We start from the raw sequence: 19,862 nt of genomic DNA, 5'->3' as shown, positions 1-19,862 counted from the left end.
CTCAAAATCATTGAATGACCTCCGGCCTGTCACGCCGGAGGTCGCGGGTTCGAGCCCCGTCACTCGCGCCATTCTCAATGGCTTATCGGAAAGAACAGGCTCCTTCGGGGGCCTGTTTTCTTGTGTCCGCCGCGCTTGTGACCTGATGCACAGCGGCCTGTGCTCCGCCCCGCTACGCACCGGCTCAGCCATAAGCGACTGGTCCCGGTGCGCGTGCCGGGATCCGCTGTAACGGCATCGCGCCGGAGAACTGACGTTCTTAATCAATATTGCGTAATTACGGCCGCTGATGACCTCTGCTAGCAATAGTGAAGGAGCTGGTGCGTCAGGGCGGCGCACTTCGGGCTTTGGAGCAAGAGTGATGTCCATGCGTACCCTTCTGACGGGGCGTCGCCGCCTTGCGGCCGCCGGTCGGGAGAGGCTGTCCGCCGCGACCTATATCGAACTGGTCCAGTCGCTGTTCGAATATACTGTGCCAGCGCTCATCATGACCCTGTGTTTCGTGTGCACCGGGGCCTATCTCGCCCTGCTGTCGGACGATCCGGTGCTGCTTCTGCTCTATGCGATCGGGCTGCTCGCCTCGTCGATGCGCCTTCTGGCGCTGTTCGGTTTCCGGCGGCGCGTTTTCGATTCCGGACTGGGGCTCAACGTCGCCCGCTCGATCGAGCGGCGCTTCGGCTATGGCTATATCGCCTTTGCGGCGGCGCTCGGCATGTTCGGCGGATGGGGCTATGCGACGGTCGCTATCGAACAGCATCTGCTGATCGTAGCGCTGGTCTTCGGTTATGCCGCAGGTGTCGCGGCGACAGTGCCGCTGCGCCTCTGGATCAGCCTCAGCGCGAGCGTGCTGGCGGTCGTCCCCACCATCATCGCCGCGCTGCTGACGCCTGGCGTGGCGCATTGGGGAACGGGCCTGCTCATGGCGCTGTTCCTGACGGGTGGTCTCCTTTCCATGATCAAGCGCTATCGTGGTGCAGCGGCGCAGATCTCGATGCGCCATCTGATGGAGACGCTGGCCCGGCAGGACGACCTCACCGGCCTTCCAAACCGCCTGGTGCTGCGCGAGCGCTTCGACGAGATCGTCGGGCGCTCCGACGACAGCGACCTGATCGCCGTCCACTGCGTCGACATCAACCAACTCGAACCCGTCAACGAGACCTATGGGCATATGGCGGGCGACGCGCTGCTCAAGGCGGTGGCGCAGCGGCTGCGGCGAGTGGTGCGCGGTGACAATCTGGTGATCCACCTCAACGGCGACGACTTCGTCGTGATTCAGCCCAACATGGCCGATGGGCGCGAAGCCGAACATCTGGCGCAGCAGATCGTTTCCACCCTCGACAAAAGCTATGCGGTGGCCGGCGAAGACATCATCATTACGGCCAATATCGGCTATGCGGTCGATCTGCAGGAAAGCGCCGATCTCGAGCGGCTGCTCGCATCCGCCGAACGGGCGCTGCGCCAGGGCAAGCGTGGGCCGACCGGTATCTCGGCCTATGATCCTGCGGTGGCAGGCCAATCCCCCCCGATCTGATCACCGTTGCGTGGGACCGGTTCAGGCGCCCATTCGGTGCAACTCGACCTCGATGCAGTCCCCAGCAATGGTGATCCGGTTGAAGGAGGGCGGGGTGTCGCGCGTGCGCTGCGACAGAGTGCCCGCGCCGACCATGCGGATCGGCCCGGCTTCGCTCTCTGCGATCGCGTCGAAGGGGTCGTGGACATGCCCGCTCAGGATGAGCCGCGCACCCGCTTCGGCCAGACGGGCGGCGGCTTTCGGTCCGCGCAGTGTGCGTCCCTGAGAGGGGAGGTGGCCCTGATCGATGAGGGGGTGATGCGTCGCGACGATGCCGATTTCATGCTCTGCGAGCGCGCCGAGTTCCCTCAATGCTGCTTCCAGCGACGACCGTCCCACGAAGCCCCATGACCAATTGAGCCGCGCCTGCATCCGCGCGGTGGACTTGAGCGGCACGATCCGCACATGGCCGAGGTCGATCGGCCGTTCGAGTGCGCGTTCGAGCTTGCGGAAGCGCCGATAGGGCTGCAGCAGCCTGGTCAGCGGGTTCCAGGGCAGGTCATGATTGCCCGGTTCGATCGTCAGCGGCACGGCCAGGTCTTCGAGCCATTCGGCAGCGGCGGCGAATTCCGACCGGCGCGCGCGCATCGTCAGGTCGCCGGTCACCGCCACCGCATCGGGGCGTTCGCGCCGCACGCAGTCGGCAAACCAGGCGAGGGCTTCGCGGTCCTCACAGCCGAAGTGGAGATCGCTGACATGGAACAGCCGGATCATGCCGCCCACTCTCCCTCTGCACGGCTGTCCGCCTTTGCTCGCGTTGCGAGGAAGGCGAGTCGAGACCGGCCATGGCACAGGGTGAGGGGGGCGTCGGGAAAACAGCTGTGACCGACGAAGTCCAAGGTCGGAAAGAGCGCGGGCAACTGGTCGAGCGTCGCTGCGTCGGTCGATCCCGAGGCGAGATTGCTGATGAGCCATGCACGCATATCGGGACAATTGCCGATGCGCATGACGGTTCCGCTGTCGATGCGACAGTGCACAAGAAAAGGGCCCGCCGGTTGCCCGGCAGGCCCTGACGTTCGTTCGACTTTCGCCGCCTCAGTCGAGCATCGCCAGCGCACCGGCAAGGCCACGTTGCGCGACATCATGCGAACCGGCGGCGCCATTGAGCGTCGCCATGTCGGCATTGGGCTGGCTCAGCACGGCCTTGTAAAGATCGCGGGCTTCCGTCGCCCGCTTCTCCTGAAGCCGGATCGCCGCGAGATTGAGCAGCACCTCGGGCGAGCGATCGCCCTTCTCATAGGCAGCCTGCAGCTTGCGCTCGACCGCCGTGTAGCGGCCCTTGGAGATCGACCCGGCACCATAAGGATCGGCGACCTCGGTCGGCTGTGCAAGGGCAGGAACCGCAAGAGCAAGCGCGGCACCAGCAAGAACAACCTTGAACATCTGGCAAAACCTCCGAATCGAAAACGCTGTTTGTTGCACCATGATGACACAAAACCGCGAATCGGAAAGATTTTTGTTGTTACACTTTTATGACGATAATTCTAAAAATTTTCGATCTTTCGGCTGGGCTCGAATTCGGATCCTCTATCGAGATCTGGGAAGATTCAACTTGCGCGATATTCATCGACATCCAAGAATTGCGGATGGTGAACTGGGCAGATAGGCAGGGGCAGCGAAATACAGGCAGGAGAGCGAACAGGGACGGCGGCGTCATTCCTGATGGCACCGTTGAGAAAGGGGGGAGGCTTGATGCAGCGTGTGCTTGGATGCATTGCAACCTTCTCGAGGGACGATGGGAGCGGGTGCGCTTGGGCTATATCTATTCCGCTCTAGGACAGAGCTTCCATTCCCCGTTCGAATGTCCGTTTTTCGGAATTTCGCGACCGCATGCTTCCGGCCATTCGATTTTTCTCGATACCGGTAATGTGCCCGACGTTCTCGAAAACCCTGTCCTGTCGCGGCCGTTGCTGCAGATCGATGGGCTGGGTTCACTCCTATTTCGCGTGCCGGGCGTCGCAAGCTATCTGCTGACCGACCGGAACAGCATCACCATCTCGACAAAGGACGACACCTTTTTGCCGCGGGCTCTCGATTTTCTGCGCGGCACCCCGGCCGCGCGTATTTGTCTGCAGCAGGGTTTCACGCCGTTATCGGCCATTTGCCTGGCCTATCACCGGCGATCTTTCCTGCTCTGGTCGCCGCCCGGAACAGGCAAGACGAGCCTGGCGATGGCACTCGTGCAACGCGGCTTCAGCTGGATGGCGGACGGCCTCTGTGCCCTGGACATGCGGGCTGGTCATCCCGTCATATGGCCGGGGTTTCCGGTTTTGAAGCTCTGGCCGGACTCGCTCCATGCTCTCGCCATCGCCCCTCCTCCGGAAGGGCCGGGGCCCGGCGGCCTCTTCCTGATTTCGGCCGACCCATGGTACGAAGCCGGACCCCAGCCGCCTGATTCTGTCCACGGGAGCGAGGCTGGAACCAATCCCTGAGTGTCGGGGCGTTCTGCTCCAGCTTCGCTCGCTGCGCTATCCGGACAAATCCTTGGCTATAATGTTTAACAACTGATGAAGCGCTCGCCGCACCGGACCTTTTTCGGATCGCGTCGATCGGTTCAACCAGCCCTTGCCGGATGCGCTTGCCCCTCCGGCAGATCCCCGAAGCTGCCTGTTCGGGAAGTTCCTGGGCGTATGGCGATGGCAGCCATGATAGGCTTCCCGGAGCGAGCCATGCAGGGCGCGCGCTGCTGCGGCCGCTATCGATGATGGGCTATGCCGATCGCCAGCTCGAGCTGCCATCCGAGGAACAATATGCGGCGGCGCTCGGCCCGCCCCTGTTTCTGACGCTCACCCTGCTCCTCGCGCATCTGTGGGCTACGGCGCTCGGTGAGACCGACCGGCTGGTGGCGACCAGGCGCGGGCTGGCCGGGATGATCAACGACGATAGCAGCGCGCTGATCTTCCGCCTGTTGGTCTTCTCGATCTTTGCCCTTTTGATGTCGCTGCACTTCGTCTGGCGGCGTGGTTTGCCGGTCGATCGCGCCACGCTGCGGCTGCCCTTCTACGCTCGATGCTATCCGGCGGCAGTTTTCGCCCTGCTCCTCGGCAGTGGATCGATCCTGGCCGGGATGGGCGGTACGCCCGCCATGCTGTCTGGCGCGGGGGTCATGGGCTGTGCGCTGATCCTGTACCTCATAGTCGAGGCGCGTTGGTTCGCGATACAGTTCGACACCGGCTTTTCCGGGGCTGGCCTCACGGCGCTCGCGGCGATAGGCGAGGGGCTGGGGCTGCTGCTCGCCATCGCTCTGATATTGGATTTCTGATTGCCGTTCTGGGGCGGGCTTGAAAGACGAGGAGAGCGAGAATGCGACAGATAAGTCTGATCAAAGGTCTTTTCGCCGGTGCTGTCGTAACGCTGGCGAGTGCCGGGCAGGCCGCGGAGCCGTTGAACCTCGTTTGTACGGGGCACGGCGAAGCGCCGGCCGCGCTTACACCGCGATGACCACGAAAAAGCCCCGCCGGATCGCTCCGGCGGGGCTGTTCGTCCTGACCGCCACGGGGGCGGGGTGGATCATTCCTTGTTCAGATAGTCGCCCGCATCCGCGTCGGTGCCGTGGGTCTCGCCCACGACCTCGCCCAGCGGATCGTCGCCCAGATCGGCCTGAACCGGCTGGCGCAGCTCGGCGGCATGCTCCTCGGCGGCCGACTGCGGCGCGATCAGCGACTCCTGCCAGTTGCGCTGCGAGGCGCGCAGTGCGGCGTCGCGGCTGTTGGCGGTGACGCGCAGTCGGCTCATGCCCGCACCCGTACCAGCGGGGATCAGTCGGCCGACGATCACATTCTCCTTGAGGCCGTTCAGCGTATCGACCTTGCCCTGCACCGAGGCATCGGTGAGGACGCGGGTCGTTTCCTGGAACGACGCGGCGGAGATGAACGAGCGTGTCTGGAGCGAGGCCTTGGTGATACCGAGCAGCACCGGCTTGCCATGGGCAATCTGGCGGTTCTCGGCTTCAGCCTTGGCGTTGATCTCGTCCATTTCCTCGCGGTCGACCTGTTCGCCAGGCAGCAGGGTGGTGTCGCCACCGTCGGTGATCTCGACCTTCTGCAGCATCTGACGAACGATCGTCTCGATGTGCTTGTCGTTGATCTTCACGCCCTGCAGTCGATAGACTTCCTGGATTTCCGACACGAGATATTCGGCCAGGGGCTCGATGCCGAGCACCTCGAGAATGTCGTGCGGATCCGGCGAACCGCCGATCAGATTGTCGCCGCGCTTGACGTAGTCGCCTTCCTGCACGTCGATGACCTTCGACTTCGGCACCAGATATTCGACCGGCTCCGAACCATCGTCCGGACGGATGATGATCTTGCGCTTGGCCTTGTAGTCCTTGCCGAACTCGACCCGGCCGGAGACCTTCGCGATGATCGCGTTTTCCTTCGGCTTGCGGGCTTCGAACAGCTCGGCCACGCGCGGAAGACCGCCGGTGATGTCGCGGGTCTTGGCGGACTCGCGGCTGACACGGGCGAGAACCTCACCCGCATGCACCGTCTGGCCGTCCTCGACCGACAGCATCGCTCCCGGCGCCAGCATGTAGCGCGCGGTTTCGCCCGAGGCCTCGTCGAGCAGCGTCAGGCGCGGACGGAGGTCTTCCTTCCGGCTGGTGACGCGATATTCGATGACGACCTTCTGGCTGATGCCGGTGGCTTCGTCGGTCTGTTCGGTCAGGGTCTGATTGTCGATCAGGTCCTGATATTTGATCGTACCGCCGGTTTCCGTGATCACCGGCATGGTGAACGGATCCCATTCGGCGATGCGTTCGCCCTTGGTGATCTTCGCGCCGTCGGCAACGAGCAGGTGCGCACCATAAGGCAGGCGGTGCGTCGCACGCTCGCGACCCTCGGAGTCGATGATCGCCAGTTCGCCGTTGCGGCTGAGCGAGACGCGGCGGCCGCGCGGATCGGCGATCGTGCGCAGTTCGCGATATTCGATCGTGCCGTCGGCAACCGATTCCAGGTTCGACTGCTCGTTGAGCTGGGCCGCACCACCGATGTGGAAGGTCCGCATCGTCAGCTGGGTACCCGGCTCGCCGATCGACTGCGCCGCGATGACGCCGACCGCTTCACCGATGTTCACCGGCGTACCGCGGGCGAGATCACGACCGTAGCACGCCGCGCAGACGCCGCCCTTGGATTCGCAGACCAGCGGGCTGCGGATCTTGACGCCCTGAACACCGATCGCTTCGATCTGCGCGACCATTGCCTCGTCGAGGAGGGTGCCCTCCGCGACCAACACCTGGTTGGTCTTGCTGTCGACGATGTCCTCGGCCAGCGTGCGGCCCAGGATGCGCTCGCCGAGCGACGCGATGGTGGCGCCGCCCTGGACGATCGCCTTCATGTCGAGCGCGCGGTCGGTACCGCAATCGACCTCGACGACCACGCAATCCTGCGACACGTCGACCAGACGGCGGGTCAGGTAACCCGAATTCGCCGTCTTGAGCGCGGTGTCGGCCAGACCCTTGCGGGCGCCGTGGGTCGAGTTGAAATACTCGAGAACCGTCAGGCCTTCCTTGAAGTTCGAGATAATCGGCGTCTCGATGATCTCGCCCGACGGCTTGGCCATCAGGCCGCGCATGCCGGCGAGCTGCTTGATCTGCGCGGCGCTACCACGGGCACCGGAGTGCGCCATCATGTAGATCGCGTTGATCGGCTTCTCGCGCCCGTCATCGCCCTTCTTGACCGCCGAGATCTCCTTCATCATCTCGGCCGCCACGCGGTCGCCGCAACGCGACCAGGCGTCGATCACCTTGTTGTACTTCTCCTGCTGCGTGATCAGGCCGTCCTGATATTGCTGCTCGAAGTCCTTCACCAGCAGACGGGTCTCCTCGACCTCCTTCTCCTTGGCTTCGGGGATGATCATGTCGTCCTTGCCGAACGAGATGCCGGCCTGGAAAGCGTGACGGAAGCCCAGCGCCATGATCGCGTCGGCGAACAGCACCGTCTCCTTCTGGCCGGTGTGGCGATAGACGATGTCGATGACGTCGCCGATCTCCTTCTTGGTCAGCAGGCGGTTGACCGTCTCGAAAGGAACCTTGTGGCTCTTCGGCAGCGTCTCGCCGAGCAGCATGCGGCCCGGCGTGGTCTCGACGCGCTTCATATACTGCTGACCGTTCTCGTCGGTCTGCGGCACGCGGCTGATGATCTTGGTGTGCAGGGTTACCGCCTTGGCGGCGAGCGCCTGGTGGACTTCCTGCATGTCGGAGATCAGGGCGCCTTCGCCCGGTTCGCCTTCCTTGAGCATCGACAGATAATAGAGACCCAGCACCATGTCCTGCGACGGCACGATGATCGGCTTGCCGTTCGCGGGCGACAGGATGTTGTTGGTCGACATCATCAGGACGCGGGCTTCGAGCTGCGCTTCCAGCGACAGCGGCACGTGGACCGCCATCTGGTCACCGTCGAAGTCGGCGTTGAAGGCCGAGCAGACCAGCGGGTGCAGCTGGATCGCCTTGCCCTCGATCAGCACGGGCTCGAACGCCTGGATGCCCAGACGGTGGAGCGTCGGCGCGCGGTTCAGCAGAACCGGATGCTCGCGGATCACCTCGTCGAGGATGTCCCAGACTTCCTTGCGCTCCTTCTCGACCCACTTCTTGGCCTGCTTCAGGGTCATCGACAGACCCTTGGCGTCGAGGCGGGCGTAGATGAACGGCTTGAACAGCTCGAGCGCCATCTTCTTCGGCAGGCCGCACTGGTGCAGCTTGAGTTCCGGACCGGTCACGATGACCGAACGGCCCGAATAGTCGACGCGCTTACCGAGCAGATTCTGACGGAAGCGGCCCTGCTTGCCCTTCAGCATGTCGCTGAGCGACTTCAGCGGACGCTTGTTGGCGCCGGTGATCGTACGACCGCGGCGGCCATTGTCGAACAGCGCGTCGACGGCTTCCTGCAGCATGCGCTTTTCGTTGCGGACGATGATGTCCGGCGCGCGCAGTTCCATCAGCCGCTTGAGGCGGTTGTTACGGTTGATCACGCGGCGATAGAGATCGTTCAGATCCGACGTCGCGAAACGGCCGCCGTCGAGCGGAACGAGCGGGCGAAGATCCGGCGGGATGACCGGGATCACTTCGAGGATCATCCACTCCGGACGGTTGCCCGATTCCAGGAAGCTCTCGACGACCTTGAGGCGCTTGATGATCTTCTTGGGCTTCAGCTCGGACTTGGTCTCGGCCAGTTCCTTGAGCAGCTGTTCCTTCTCGCCCTCGAGATCGAGTTCCTCGAGCATGCGGCGGACCGCCTCGGCGCCGATACCGGCCGAGAAGGCGTCTTCGCCATATTCGTCCTGCGCCTCGAGGAGTTCGTCCTCGGTCAGCAGCTGGAACTTCTCGAGCGGGGTCAGGCCCGGCTCGATCACGATATAGCTCTCGAAGTACAGTACGCGCTCGAGCTGCTTGAGCTGCATGTCGAGCAGCAGGCCGATGCGCGACGGCAGCGACTTCAGGAACCAGATGTGCGCGACCGGAGCAGCGAGCTCGATATGGCCCATCCGCTCACGGCGAACCTTCGATACGGTGACTTCGACACCGCACTTCTCGCACACGATGCCCTTGTACTTCATGCGCTTGTACTTGCCGCACAGGCACTCGTAATCCTTGATCGGACCGAAGATGCGCGCGCAGAACAGGCCGTCACGCTCGGGCTTGAACGTGCGATAGTTGATGGTTTCCGGCTTCTTGATCTCGCCGAAGGACCAGCTGCGGATACGCTCCGGGCTGGCGATGCCGATCCGGATCTGGTCGAAGGTTTCGGGCTTCGCGATCGGATTGGCGAAATTGGTCAGTTCGTTCATGTTTCAGTCCCTCTGGAGGGTCGATCTTTCGGGGCGGGAGAGGCGGGCGCCGGCCGGAACCGGCGCCGCTGCCGTCACTCCGCGGCGTCCGCCATGCCGTCCTCGTCGCTCTGCTCCTCGATCGAGGACAGTTCGACGTTGAGACCCAGCGAGCGCATTTCCTTGACCAGCACGTTGAAGCTCTCGGGAATGCCGGCCTCGAAGGTGTCGTCGCCCTTGACGATCGCTTCGTAGACCTTGGTGCGGCCGACCACGTCGTCCGACTTCACCGTCAGCATTTCCTGCAGCGTGTAGGCGGCGCCATAAGCCTGGAGCGCCCAGACTTCCATTTCGCCGAAACGCTGACCGCCGAACTGCGCCTTACCGCCCAGCGGCTGCTGGGTGACGAGGCTGTACGGCCCGATCGAACGTGCGTGGATCTTGTCGTCGACGAGGTGGTGCAGCTTCAGCATGTAGATGTAGCCCACGGTGACCTTGCGGTCGAACTGGTCGCCGGTGCGTCCGTCGAACAGTTCCACCTGGCCGCTCTCGTCGAGACCCGCGCGCTTCAGCATCTCGGCGACGTCCGCTTCGCGGGCACCGTCGAACACCGGCGTCGCCATCGGCACGCCGTTCTTCAGCAGCTTCGTCATCTCCACGACCTGATCGCCCGACAGGCTGTCGATCTCGGCGTGATATTGCTCGCCGTAGATGATCTTCAGGCGGTCGACGACCGGCGACGGGGCAGTGCCCGGCGCCGCGTCGGGATTGGCCTCGCGCCACGCTTCCAGCGCCTCGGTGACCTGCTTGCCCAGGCCACGCGCGGCCCAGCCCAGATGGGTCTCGAAGATCTGTCCGACGTTCATGCGGCTCGGCACGCCCAGCGGGTTGAGCACGATGTCGACCGGGGTACCGTCCGCGAGGAACGGCATGTCCTCCTGCGGCAGGATGCGCGAGATGACGCCCTTGTTGCCGTGACGGCCGGCCATCTTGTCACCCGGCTGCAGCTTGCGCTTCACCGCGACGAACACCTTGACCATCTTGAGCACGCCCGGGGGCAGCTCGTCGCCGCGCTGCAGCTTCTCGACGCGGTCCTCGAACTTCTTGACGATGAGGCCGACGGCCTCGTCATACTGAGCCTTCACCGCTTCGAGATCGGCCTGGCGGGCGTCGTCCTGGACGGCGAACTTCCACCATTCGCGCTTCTCGACCTCCTCGAGCAGGGCCTCGGTGATCTCCGAACCCTTCTTGATGCCCTTGGGGGCCGCGGTCGCGATCTGGCCGAGCAGCATTTCCTTCAGCCGCGCATAGTTGGCGCGGTTGAGGATCGCGCGTTCGTCCTCGCGGTCCTTGGTCAGGCGGTCGATCTCCTCGCGCTCGATCGCCATCGCGCGCTCGTCCTTGTCGATGCCGTGACGGTTGAACACGCGCACGTCGACGACGGTGCCGGCCACGCCCGGGGGCAGGCGCAGCGAGGTGTCGCGAACGTCCGAGGCCTTTTCGCCGAAGATGGCGCGGAGGAGCTTCTCTTCCGGCGTCATCGGGCTTTCGCCCTTCGGGGTGATCTTGCCGCACAGGATGTCGCCAGGCTCGACCTCGGCACCGATGTAGACGATGCCGGCCTCGTCGAGGTTGCGCAGCGCTTCCTCGCCGACGTTCGGGATGTCGCGGGTGATGTCCTCCGGCCCGAGCTTCGTGTCGCGGGCCATCACCTCGAACTCGTCGATGTGGATCGAGGTGAAGACGTCGTCCTTCACGATCCGCTCGGAGATCAGGATCGAGTCCTCATAGTTGTAGCCGTTCCACGGCATGAACGCGACGAGGACGTTGCGGCCCAGCGCCAACTCGCCGAACTCGGTCGACGGGCCGTCGGCGATGATGTCGCCGGCGTGGACCACGTCGCCCACCTTCACCAGCGGACGCTGGTTGATGCAGGTCGACTGGTTCGAACGCTGGAACTTCATCAGCGTGTAGATGTCGACGCCCGACTTGCCGGCATCGACCGAGCCAGTGGCGCGGATCACGATACGGGTCGCGTCGACCTGGTCGACGATGCCCGAACGCCTGGCCGCGATCGCGGCGCCCGAATCCCGGGCGACGGTCTCTTCCATGCCAGTGCCGACGAACGGCGCCTCGGCCCGGACGAGCGGCACCGCCTGGCGCTGCATGTTCGATCCCATGAGCGCGCGGTTCGCGTCGTCGTTCTCCAGGAACGGGATCAGCGAGGCCGCGACCGACACGAGCTGCTTCGGGCTCACGTCCATCAGGGTGATCTGGTCGCGCGGCGCCATCAGGAACTCGCCACCCTCGCGGGCGGAGACGAGATCCTCGACGAAACGGCCCTCGGCGTCGAGCTCGGCGTTCGCCTGCGCGATCGTGTGCTTGGCCTCTTCCATCGCCGACAGATAGACGACCTCGCTGGTCACCTTGCCGTCGATGATCTTCCGGTACGGCGTCTCGATGAAGCCATATTTGTTGACCCGGCTGAAGCTCGCGAGCGAGTTGATCAGACCGATGTTCGGGCCTTCCGGCGTTTCGATCGGGCAGATACGGCCATAATGAGTCGGGTGAACGTCGCGGACTTCGAAGCCCGCGCGCTCACGCGTCAGGCCGCCCGGCCCGAGCGCCGAGACGCGACGCTTGTGCGTCACTTCGGACAGCGGGTTGGTCTGGTCCATGAACTGCGACAGCTGCGACGAGCCGAAGAATTCACGTACCGCAGCGACCGCCGGCTTGGCGTTGATCAGGTCGTTCGGCATCGCCGTCGACACGTCGACCGACGACATGCGCTCCTTCACGGCGCGCTCCATGCGCAGCAGGCCGACGCGATACTGGTTCTCGAGCAGCTCGCCCACCGAACGCACGCGGCGGTTGCCGAGATTGTCGATGTCGTCGATCTCGCCCTTGCCGTCCTTCAGGTCGACCAGCGTCTTGACGACCGAGAGGATGTCCTCCGAGCGCAGCGTGGTGACCGTGTCGGGGGTGTTGAGCTCGAGGCGCATGTTGAGCTTGACGCGGCCGACGGCCGACAGGTCATAACGCTCGCTGTCGAAGAACAGGCCGGCGAAGAGGGCCTCGGCGGTTTCCTTCGTCGGCGGTTCGCCGGGGCGCATGACGCGGTAGATCTCGCTCAGCGCATGGTCGCGATCCTCGACCTTGTCGGCCTTGAGGGTGTTGCGGATCCAGGCACCGGTCGAGACATGGTCGATGTCGAGCAGGTCGACATGGTCGAAGCCGGCCTTGTCGAGCGATTCCAGATTTTCCGGGGTCAGCTCGTCGCCGGCCTCGATATAGATGCGGCCGGTCGACTCGTCGATCAGGTCATAGGCCGAGAAGCGACCGAAAATCTGGTCGGTCGGGATCAGCAGCGTGGCGAGACCGTCCTTGCCGGCCTTGTTCGCCGCGCGCGGGCTGATCTTGGTGCCGGCCGGGAATACGACCTCGCCGGTGTCGGCGTTGACGACGTCGAACGCCGGCTTCTGGCCGCGCCAGTTCTCGGCGACGAAGGGAACCTTCCAGCCGCCGTCGCCGCGCACGAAGCGCTGCGTCTTGTAGAACTGGTTGAGGATCTCCTCGCCGTTCATGCCCTGCAGGCGAATGCGGGCGATACGGGCGGACTTTTCGCCCTCGGCGGTCTGGATCAGGCCACCGACGATGATCGCGCCGTTGGGATCCTCGACGGTGACGAGGTTGCCAGCAACCGCCTTGACCCGGCAAGGATTGGAGACGCCCGACAGGCCGACGACGTCGCCGACCTCGAACGTGCCCTTTTCGGGCGTGATCTCGACCGTGGCGTCGCCCAGCGCGCGCAGCAGCGTGGTGACGGGCAGCTTGCGCTTGCGGTCGATGCGGACGTTGACGATGTCCTTGGCGTCGAACTCGAAGTCGAGCCACGAGCCGCGATAGGGAATGACGCGCGCGGCGAACAGATATTTGCCCGACGCGTGGGTCTTGCCGCGGTCATGGTCGAACAGGACGCCCGGCGAGCGGTGCATCTGCGACACGATGACGCGCTCGGTGCCGTTGATCAGGAAGGTGCCGTTCTCGGTCATGAGCGGCATGTCGCCCATGTAGACGTCCTGCTCCTTGATATCGAGGACCGAGCGGGTGTCCGTATCGGGATCGACTTCGAACACGATGAGACGCAGCGTGACGCGCATCGGCGCCGCATAGGTCATCCCGCGCTGGCGGCATTCCTCGGTGTCGTACTTCGGGTCTTCCAGCTCATACTGGACGAAGTCCAGCTCGGCCGTGCCGGCGAAGTCGCGGATCGGGAAGACCGAGCGCAGGGTCTTCTCCAGGCCCGACACATAATTGTCGGCCGGGCGCGAGCGCAGGAACTGCTCGTAGGATTCGCGCTGCACCTCGATGAGGTTCGGCATCTGGACGACTTCGTGGATGTTCCCGAAGACCTTGCGGATGCGCTTCTTGGCGGTCGACGGAACTGCCTGGGTGGCCATGCGTATCTTTCCTCGCGTCACAAAAATTGTCCGCCTTTCAGCGGCCCGCAGCCCGATTCGCAGGGGGCACCCCACGACGAAAAGTGCGGGTCCGGGCTGATCGGAACCGCACTGCCAGCGTTATGGAAACCCTTGGAAAACCGTCTCCAATTCGTCGCGGACCGTTCGCCAGACGATCCGTGTCCCGGAGGGCCAAGGGCGGCACCCGCGCGGTCAGCGCCAGGCAAATGCCGATGTGATGAAGAGCGCCATATAGTCGCAGTGCACCCCTTTGGGAAGGGGGCGGGGGCAGGGAGCTCGGGCGGCGCTACTGGCCTTGGCGTCCGGGCGGATCGGACGTCAGCCTGGGGTCGTAGGTCCAGCGGCGAATCTTACGCGCCACGACGTGTCGTGCGTCGGGGTGGCGGGGGTTGAGAAGAATGTTCGATTCTTCGGGCACGATGGCCGACGGAACGATGAGGAGAGCCGATGTGCGGGCTGTCGCCCATCGGGTGCCGAAGGTCATGCTGGCGCGGCCGGCCGGCAGCGCCTCCCAGCCGACCGGCAGCATCTCTGGCGACGTGGCGATGGCCTCGTCCCAAAGCACATCGGGAACCGCTATCTCCACCAGATAGCGGTTGAACGGCAGGCCGCCGGCATTCAGGTGGACGATCGTTTCCAGACAGGCGAGCGCACGGTTGCTGGCGGCGTAGACCATGGGCACCCCTGCCTCGTTCCAGCGGCCGCCGCTTCGCTCAGCACCCGTGCCGGAAAGATCGTCGGCCTCATAGTGTCGGGTGTCGGTCGCGATCCGCCAGGCGAGTCGCGTCATGCATACGCCCCGCTCTCCACCTGCGTCAGCATCTGGGCGACCAGTGCCTGGCCCTCCATTGTGTCGAGCAGATGTATCGGTCGAACGCCCCCAAGCGCGGGCAGTGGCTCGCGCAGCCAGGCCGCGAGCCAACTGGCGACGTCGAACTTCGTATCGCCGCCGCTATCTTCGACCATCGCTTCCACTTGGCCGATGAGCTTGGCGAGACCGATCACACGTTCGCCATCTTCGGGCGACAGTGCCTGATTGGCGCTTGCCTTCCGGTTGACCGTCGCTGTCTTTAGATTCAGCGCCTCGAACCAGAAGGCCTGATCATAGGCGAGCGACCCGATCAGCCGTTTTGCATCCACGGCCGACACGCCGATCTTGACCATTTCTATCCGGTCGAGCGGCGTCGCCCGATAAAGTGCTTTGTAGGCGAAAGGTGTGCGAGGCGAGGTTTTGCCTCCGCGCCTCGTCGCTCCAGTCATCATGACCGTCATAGGAATTGCTCCTTTGAGCAGAGATATGGCTCAATCGAGCAGCATATTCAAGTCGGGCAATGGCTTAAACCCTGGCGCGGCCCTCACTATATCTCGCCCAACGCCCACACCGGGTGCCTGACAGGGGGATGGATGCCGAGAAGTCTTTTCGCCGCCGCCGCTTCGCTGGCCGCGCTCGTCGCCTTGCCCGTGCTGGCCGCGCCCGCGCTGGCGGCGGCGCCGCCGTCGCTGCAGGATGCCACCGTCCACCAGACGGTCGAGGCCATGAAGCCGGGGCAGTTTCTGTGGGCGCCGCAGGTCGCGCCCGAGGGGCCGGTCGTGATCGTCGTCAGTATCGCCCGGCAGCGGGCCTATGCCTATCGCAACGGGGTGCCGATCGGCATCTCCACCGTCTCCACCGGCAAGAAGGGGCATGAGACCCCCACCGGCGTCTTCACCGTCCTCCAGAAGAAGGTCGAGCATAAATCGAACCTCTATAATGACGCGCCGATGCCCTATATGCAGCGTCTCACCTGGGACGGGATCGCGATGCATGCGGGCAATCTGCCCGGCTATCCGGCCTCGCATGGCTGCGTCCGCCTGCCGCTGGGCTTCGCGCAGAAGCTCTATGAGGTGACGAAGCTCGGCCTGACGGTGATCGTCACCGCCGATGCCGATGTGCCGCGCTTCGCGCCGACGCCGTCGATCCTGTCCGCCGATCCCGGCCGGGCCGAGCCCGACCTGTTCGGCGGGACGCTGTGGCAGCCCGAGCGCGCGACGACCGGGCCGGTGTCGATCGTGATCAGCGCGGCCGACCGGCGGATGCTGGTGCTGCGCAACGGCGTGCCGATCGGCTCGGCCCCGGTGAAGATCGCGGGGAGCGTGACGGGCACCACCGCCTATACGCTCGGCGCGATCGACGGCGAACTCTATCGCTGGATGAAGCTGCCGATGCCGGGCGAGACGCTGGAGGGGCCGGTCGAGGTGACCCCGGACGAGCGCGCGCGGCTGACCGTGCCGGTGGGCATCCAGAAGGCGATGGCTGCGGTTGTCACCGTCGGCACCACCGTCGTCGTCACCCCCGATACGCTGCGCAGCGGCGGCGCGGGCAAGCCGATGCGGGTGATGACCACCGACAGATAGCGGCTTCAGGCTTGTTGCGCCGCATGGGACTTTTCGTCCGCCGCTTCGTTGGGCCCTTGAGACAGCGAAGAGCGAGGACCACCCCATGAGCGATATGAAGACCACCACCGGCAGCGGTGGCGAAACGCACCAGCGTGCAACGGGCGACGCGGCGGTGCTGACGACCAACCATGGCGTGCTGGTGAGCGACAATCAGAACAGCCTGAAGTCGGGCGCGCGCGGGCCGACCCTGCTCGAGGACTTCGTCCTGCGCGAGAAGATCTTCCATTTCGATCATGAGCGGATCCCCGAGCGGATCGTCCATGCGCGCGGATCGGGCGCGCATGGCGTGTTCGAGGCGACCGCCGACATTTTCGACCTGAGCAGGGCGGCGGTCTTCGCCAAGGGCGAGCAGACCGAGGTGTTCGTCCGCTTCTCCACCGTCGCCGGCGGCGCCGGATCGGTCGACACCCCGCGCGACGTGCGCGGTTTCGCGGTCAAATTCTACACCCGCGAGGGCAATTGGGATCTGGTCGGCAACAACATCCCGGTCTTCTTCATCCAGGATGCTATGAAGTTCCCCGACCTCGTCCATTCGGTGAAGATGGAGGCCGACCGTGCCTATCCGCAGGCCGGCAGCGCGCACGACACCTTCTGGGACTGGGCCAGCCTGATGCCCGAGACGACCCATATGCTGATGTGGGCGATGTCCGATCGCACCCTGCCGCGCGCCTTCCGCACGATGGAGGGCTTCGGAGTGCATACGTTCAAGCTGGTCAATGCCGAGGGCAAGGCGAGTTTCGTCAAATTTCACTGGAAGCCGCGGCTGGGGCTGCAGTCGACGATCTGGGACGAGGCGTTGAAGTTGCAGGCCGCCGACAATGATTTTCAGCGTCGCGACCTGTGGGAGGCGATCGACAGCGGCGCCTTCCCGCAATGGGATCTGGGCATCCAGGTGTTCGACGAGGCCTTTGCGGAGGCGCAGCCCTATGACGTGCTCGACGCGACCAAGCTGATCCCGGAGGAGGATGTACCCGTCCGGATCATCGGCACGCTGACGCTCAATCGCAATCCCGACAATTTCTTCGCGGAGACCGAGCAGGTCGCCTTCCTGCCGTCCAACGTCGTGCCGGGGATAGACTTCTCCAACGATCCGCTGCTGCAGGGGCGGCTGTTCAGCTATCTCGACACGCAGAATTCGCGGCTGGGGACGACCAATTTCCACCAGATCCCGGTGAACGCGCCGCGCTGCCCGTTCGGCAATTTCCAGCGCGACGGGAAGATGCAGACGATGGTCCCCAAGGGCCGCGCCAATTATGAGCCCAACAGCCTCGCCGCTCATGGCGAGGAGGGCGGCCCGCGTGAGAGCGCAGAGCGGGGCTTCGTCACCACCGACGCCGCGACCGGGCCCGACGAGCAGGGCGAAAAGCTGCGCGTCCGTGCCGAGCTGTTCGCCGATCATTATAGCCAGGCGCGGCTCTTCTACCGGTCGCAGACCGAGAGCGAGCAGGCGCATATCGCATCCTCCTTCGTGTTCGAACTGTCGAAGGTCGGCCTGCTCGATCAGGTGCCCCCGCGCATGGTGGCGAACCTGCGCAATGTCGACGAGGACCTGGCGAAGCGGGTCGCCGATGGGCTCGGCATCGATCTGCCGAAAAAAGCTGTGGCCGCGCGCGAGCCGGTCGACATGGCGCCTTCCGACGCGCTGTCGATCCACAAGAATATGAAGGCGACGCTCGAAGGGCGTGTGGTCGGCATCCTCTATGCCGACGGCAGCGACGGGGCGGAGATCGACGCGGTCGTCGCGGCGATCGAGGCCGAGAAGGGCAAGGCGGTGCTCGTCTCGCCCAAGGTCGGTGGCGCGGTGCTGGCCGACGGGACGAAGCGCAAGGCCGACGGCCAGCTTGCCGGAACGCCGAGCCAGCTGTTCGACGCGGTGGCGGTCATCCTGTCGGACGAGGGCTGCAAGGCGCTGGTGAAGGAAGCGGCGGCGGTGCAGTTCGTGATGGACGCCTTCGGCCATTTGAAGGCGATCGGCGCCAGCGACGCGGCGAAGCCGCTGCTCGACAAGGCCGGGGTCGAACCGGGCGATGGCGTGACAGCGCTGGGCGACAATTTCGTCGCGGCGGCGCAGCAGCGCTTCTACGCCCGCGAGCCTGAAGTGCGCATGCTCGCCTGACTGCCAGGGCGCACCTGACGCAAAAAGAAAGGGCGGCCCCCCGATCGAGGGGCCGCCCTTCCTGTAGGATCGATCCGTCCGATGGACGGAAGGAAGCTTACTTGAGTTCGACGGTCGCGCCGGCTTCCTCGAGCTGCTTCTTGACCTTCTCGGCCTCTTCCTTGTTGACGCCTTCCTTGACGGCCTTCGGCGCGCCTTCGACGAGCGCCTTGGCTTCGGTCAGGCCCAGGCCGGTGATGGCGCGGACTTCCTTGATGACGTTGATCTTCTTGCCACCGTCGCCGGTGAGGATCACGTCGAACTCGTCCTTGACTTCGGCGGCCGGGGCGGCGGCAGCGGCGGGAGCCGCAACTGCGACGGCAGCGGCGGCCGAAACGCCCCACTTCTCTTCGAGGAGCTTCGAAAGCTCGGCGGCTTCGAGAACGGTGAGAGCCGAAAGATCGTCAACAAGCTTCTGCAGGTCTGCCATGATAAGTCTCCATGCGGGCCGCGCGGGCCCAGAATATTTCAGTCAGTCGATATCGAAAGTTCAGGCGTCTTCTTTCGCCGCATAAGCGCCGAACACCCGGGCCAGCTGGCCGGCCGGGGCCTGGACGATCTGGACCACCTTGGTCGCGGGTGCCTGGACCAGGCCCACGATCTTGGCGCGCAGTTCGTCGAGCGACGGCAGCTCGGCCAGCGCCTTCACGCCAGCCACGTCGAGGACGGTCTCGCCCATAGCGCCGCCGACGATTTCCAACTTGTCGTTGGTCTTCGCGAAATCCACGATCACCTTTGCGGGTGCGACGGGATCGACGGAGGTGCTCAGCGCGGTCGGACCGACGAGAAGATCGTGGATCGTCTCGTAGATCGTGCCTTCGACGGCAATGCGGGCGAGCTTGTTCTTCGATACCTTGTAGCTGGCACCGGCTTCGCGCATCTTCGTACGCAGCGCAGTGGACTGCGCGACGGTGAGGCCCAGGTTGCGGGTGACGATCACCACGCTCGTTGCCTCGAAGCTGCTCTTCAGTTCGGCGACCAGCTCGGCTTTTTGAGCTCGATCCATGCCTTACTCCTTAGAACCACCCCGGCAGCACATCCGCCGGGGCCCTGAGTCACGGAACCGATACGCCGTTCCATGACCCGTCCGAGGGGTCGGTCGCCTGGCCGAGCGCGGGAGCGCTGGGCAGACCCGGCACGAGGCCGGTAAACTTTTCCCCGTCTAGGCAGGACATTAAGCGGGGCAAATCCCCCGCACCTGCTGTCTCGGACGGTACAATCCCCACCGGGTCGAAACCCGACAGGAACGTGAAGGCGCGGCCCTTAGAGCATCGCGCAAGGGATGTCGAGTCCTGCGGGGGCAGGGAGGATTGATGCGTTCGGTGTTGGGGCGAGAGAGCCCGAACGAAAAGTGGGGGCCGTAGCCCCCACCTTATTTGGTGCAATCAAGTTGCTTGTTAACAACCAGACCTGCGATTTCTGAAGCATCAGAATATCATGGCGCTTGCGTTCGTCAAGT

Annotated in this window: 14 protein-coding genes and 1 pseudogene; 6 read left to right on the top strand and 9 right to left on the bottom strand. The window is 64.5% G+C overall.

Annotation, left to right across the window (positions count from 1 at the left end; all coding sequences use genetic code 11):
* Window positions 1-367 precede the first annotated feature (367 nt).
* A complete protein-coding gene (locus ACNI3R_RS19830) occupies window positions 368-1,531 on the top strand; it encodes a diguanylate cyclase domain-containing protein (protein WP_426186777.1) in 1,164 nt (387 codons plus the stop codon).
* A gap of 21 nt (window positions 1,532-1,552) precedes the next feature.
* Here the strand turns inward: ACNI3R_RS19830 and ACNI3R_RS19825 are convergent, their stop codons facing one another.
* From ACNI3R_RS19825 to ACNI3R_RS19815, 3 genes are all read right to left on the bottom strand, one after another.
* Window positions 1,553-2,284: a metallophosphoesterase family protein gene (locus ACNI3R_RS19825; RefSeq protein ID WP_426186774.1), complete on the bottom strand. Its 732-nt coding sequence runs from the start codon at window positions 2,282-2,284 to the stop codon at window positions 1,553-1,555.
* Window positions 2,281-2,517, bottom strand: a complete 237-nt coding sequence (locus ACNI3R_RS19820) for a hypothetical protein (protein ID WP_426186771.1) — start codon at window positions 2,515-2,517, stop codon at window positions 2,281-2,283. The genes ACNI3R_RS19825 and ACNI3R_RS19820 overlap by 4 nt, the downstream gene beginning before the upstream one ends.
* 88 nt (window positions 2,518-2,605) lie before the next feature.
* Complete coding sequence (locus tag ACNI3R_RS19815; protein ID WP_426186768.1) at window positions 2,606-2,953, bottom strand: hypothetical protein; 348 nt, start codon at window positions 2,951-2,953, stop codon at window positions 2,606-2,608.
* 368 nt (window positions 2,954-3,321) lie between these two features.
* Here ACNI3R_RS19815 and ACNI3R_RS19810 point away from each other — a divergent pair, with 368 nt between their 5' ends.
* The gene (locus ACNI3R_RS19810) at window positions 3,322-4,002 is read left to right on the top strand and encodes a hypothetical protein (RefSeq protein WP_426186765.1); all 681 of its coding nucleotides are present in this window, start codon (window positions 3,322-3,324) and stop codon (window positions 4,000-4,002) included.
* 269 nt (window positions 4,003-4,271) lie between these two features.
* Window positions 4,272-4,832, top strand: coding sequence for a hypothetical protein (locus ACNI3R_RS19805; RefSeq protein WP_426186762.1), 561 nt, complete (start codon window positions 4,272-4,274; stop codon window positions 4,830-4,832).
* 248 nt (window positions 4,833-5,080) lie between these two features.
* Here ACNI3R_RS19805 and rpoC read toward each other — a convergent pair whose 3' ends face one another.
* From rpoC to ACNI3R_RS19785, 4 genes are all read right to left on the bottom strand, one after another.
* Window positions 5,081-9,352 (bottom strand): DNA-directed RNA polymerase subunit beta', encoded by a 4,272-nt coding sequence (rpoC, locus tag ACNI3R_RS19800; RefSeq protein ID WP_426186759.1) that lies wholly within the window; start codon window positions 9,350-9,352, stop codon window positions 5,081-5,083.
* 74 nt (window positions 9,353-9,426) lie between these two features.
* Window positions 9,427-13,791 carry a DNA-directed RNA polymerase subunit beta gene (gene rpoB, locus ACNI3R_RS19795; RefSeq protein WP_426186756.1) on the bottom strand — a complete coding sequence of 1,455 codons (4,365 nt, stop codon included), beginning with the start codon at window positions 13,789-13,791 and terminating at the stop codon, window positions 9,427-9,429.
* 307 nt (window positions 13,792-14,098) lie between these two features.
* A complete protein-coding gene (locus ACNI3R_RS19790; protein ID WP_426186753.1) occupies window positions 14,099-14,602 on the bottom strand; it encodes an RES family NAD+ phosphorylase in 504 nt (167 codons plus the stop codon).
* A complete protein-coding gene (locus ACNI3R_RS19785; RefSeq protein ID WP_426186750.1) occupies window positions 14,599-15,084 on the bottom strand; it encodes an antitoxin Xre/MbcA/ParS toxin-binding domain-containing protein in 486 nt (161 codons plus the stop codon). Before ACNI3R_RS19785 ends, ACNI3R_RS19790 begins: the two co-directional genes overlap by 4 nt.
* A gap of 132 nt (window positions 15,085-15,216) precedes the next feature.
* On the opposite strand from ACNI3R_RS19785, the gene ACNI3R_RS19780 reads away from it, so the two are divergent.
* Both ACNI3R_RS19780 and ACNI3R_RS19775 read left to right on the top strand, forming a co-directional pair.
* Window positions 15,217-16,206: a L,D-transpeptidase gene (locus tag ACNI3R_RS19780; protein ID WP_426186747.1), complete on the top strand. Its 990-nt coding sequence runs from the start codon at window positions 15,217-15,219 to the stop codon at window positions 16,204-16,206.
* 85 nt (window positions 16,207-16,291) lie between these two features.
* Window positions 16,292-18,364: a catalase gene (locus ACNI3R_RS19775; RefSeq protein ID WP_426186744.1), complete on the top strand. Its 2,073-nt coding sequence runs from the start codon at window positions 16,292-16,294 to the stop codon at window positions 18,362-18,364.
* Between the two features lie 97 nt (window positions 18,365-18,461).
* Here the strand turns inward: ACNI3R_RS19775 and rplL are convergent, their stop codons facing one another.
* Window positions 18,462-18,833, bottom strand: coding sequence for a 50S ribosomal protein L7/L12 (rplL, locus tag ACNI3R_RS19770; protein WP_426186741.1), 372 nt, complete (start codon window positions 18,831-18,833; stop codon window positions 18,462-18,464).
* A 60-nt stretch (window positions 18,834-18,893) separates the two neighbouring features.
* Window positions 18,894-19,409: a 50S ribosomal protein L10 gene (gene rplJ, locus ACNI3R_RS19765; protein ID WP_426186738.1), complete on the bottom strand. Its 516-nt coding sequence runs from the start codon at window positions 19,407-19,409 to the stop codon at window positions 18,894-18,896.
* 311 nt (window positions 19,410-19,720) lie between these two features.
* Here rplJ and ACNI3R_RS19760 point away from each other — a divergent pair.
* A pseudogene (locus tag ACNI3R_RS19760) lies at window positions 19,721-19,804 on the top strand (hypothetical protein); the annotation flags it as partial.
* Window positions 19,805-19,862: the final 58 nt, after the last annotated feature.

Source organism: Rhizorhabdus antheiae (genome assembly GCF_049889055.1).
In the GTDB taxonomy this organism is placed as follows: domain Bacteria; phylum Pseudomonadota; class Alphaproteobacteria; order Sphingomonadales; family Sphingomonadaceae; genus Rhizorhabdus.
This window is presented reverse-complemented; position numbering and strand designations above follow the sequence as displayed.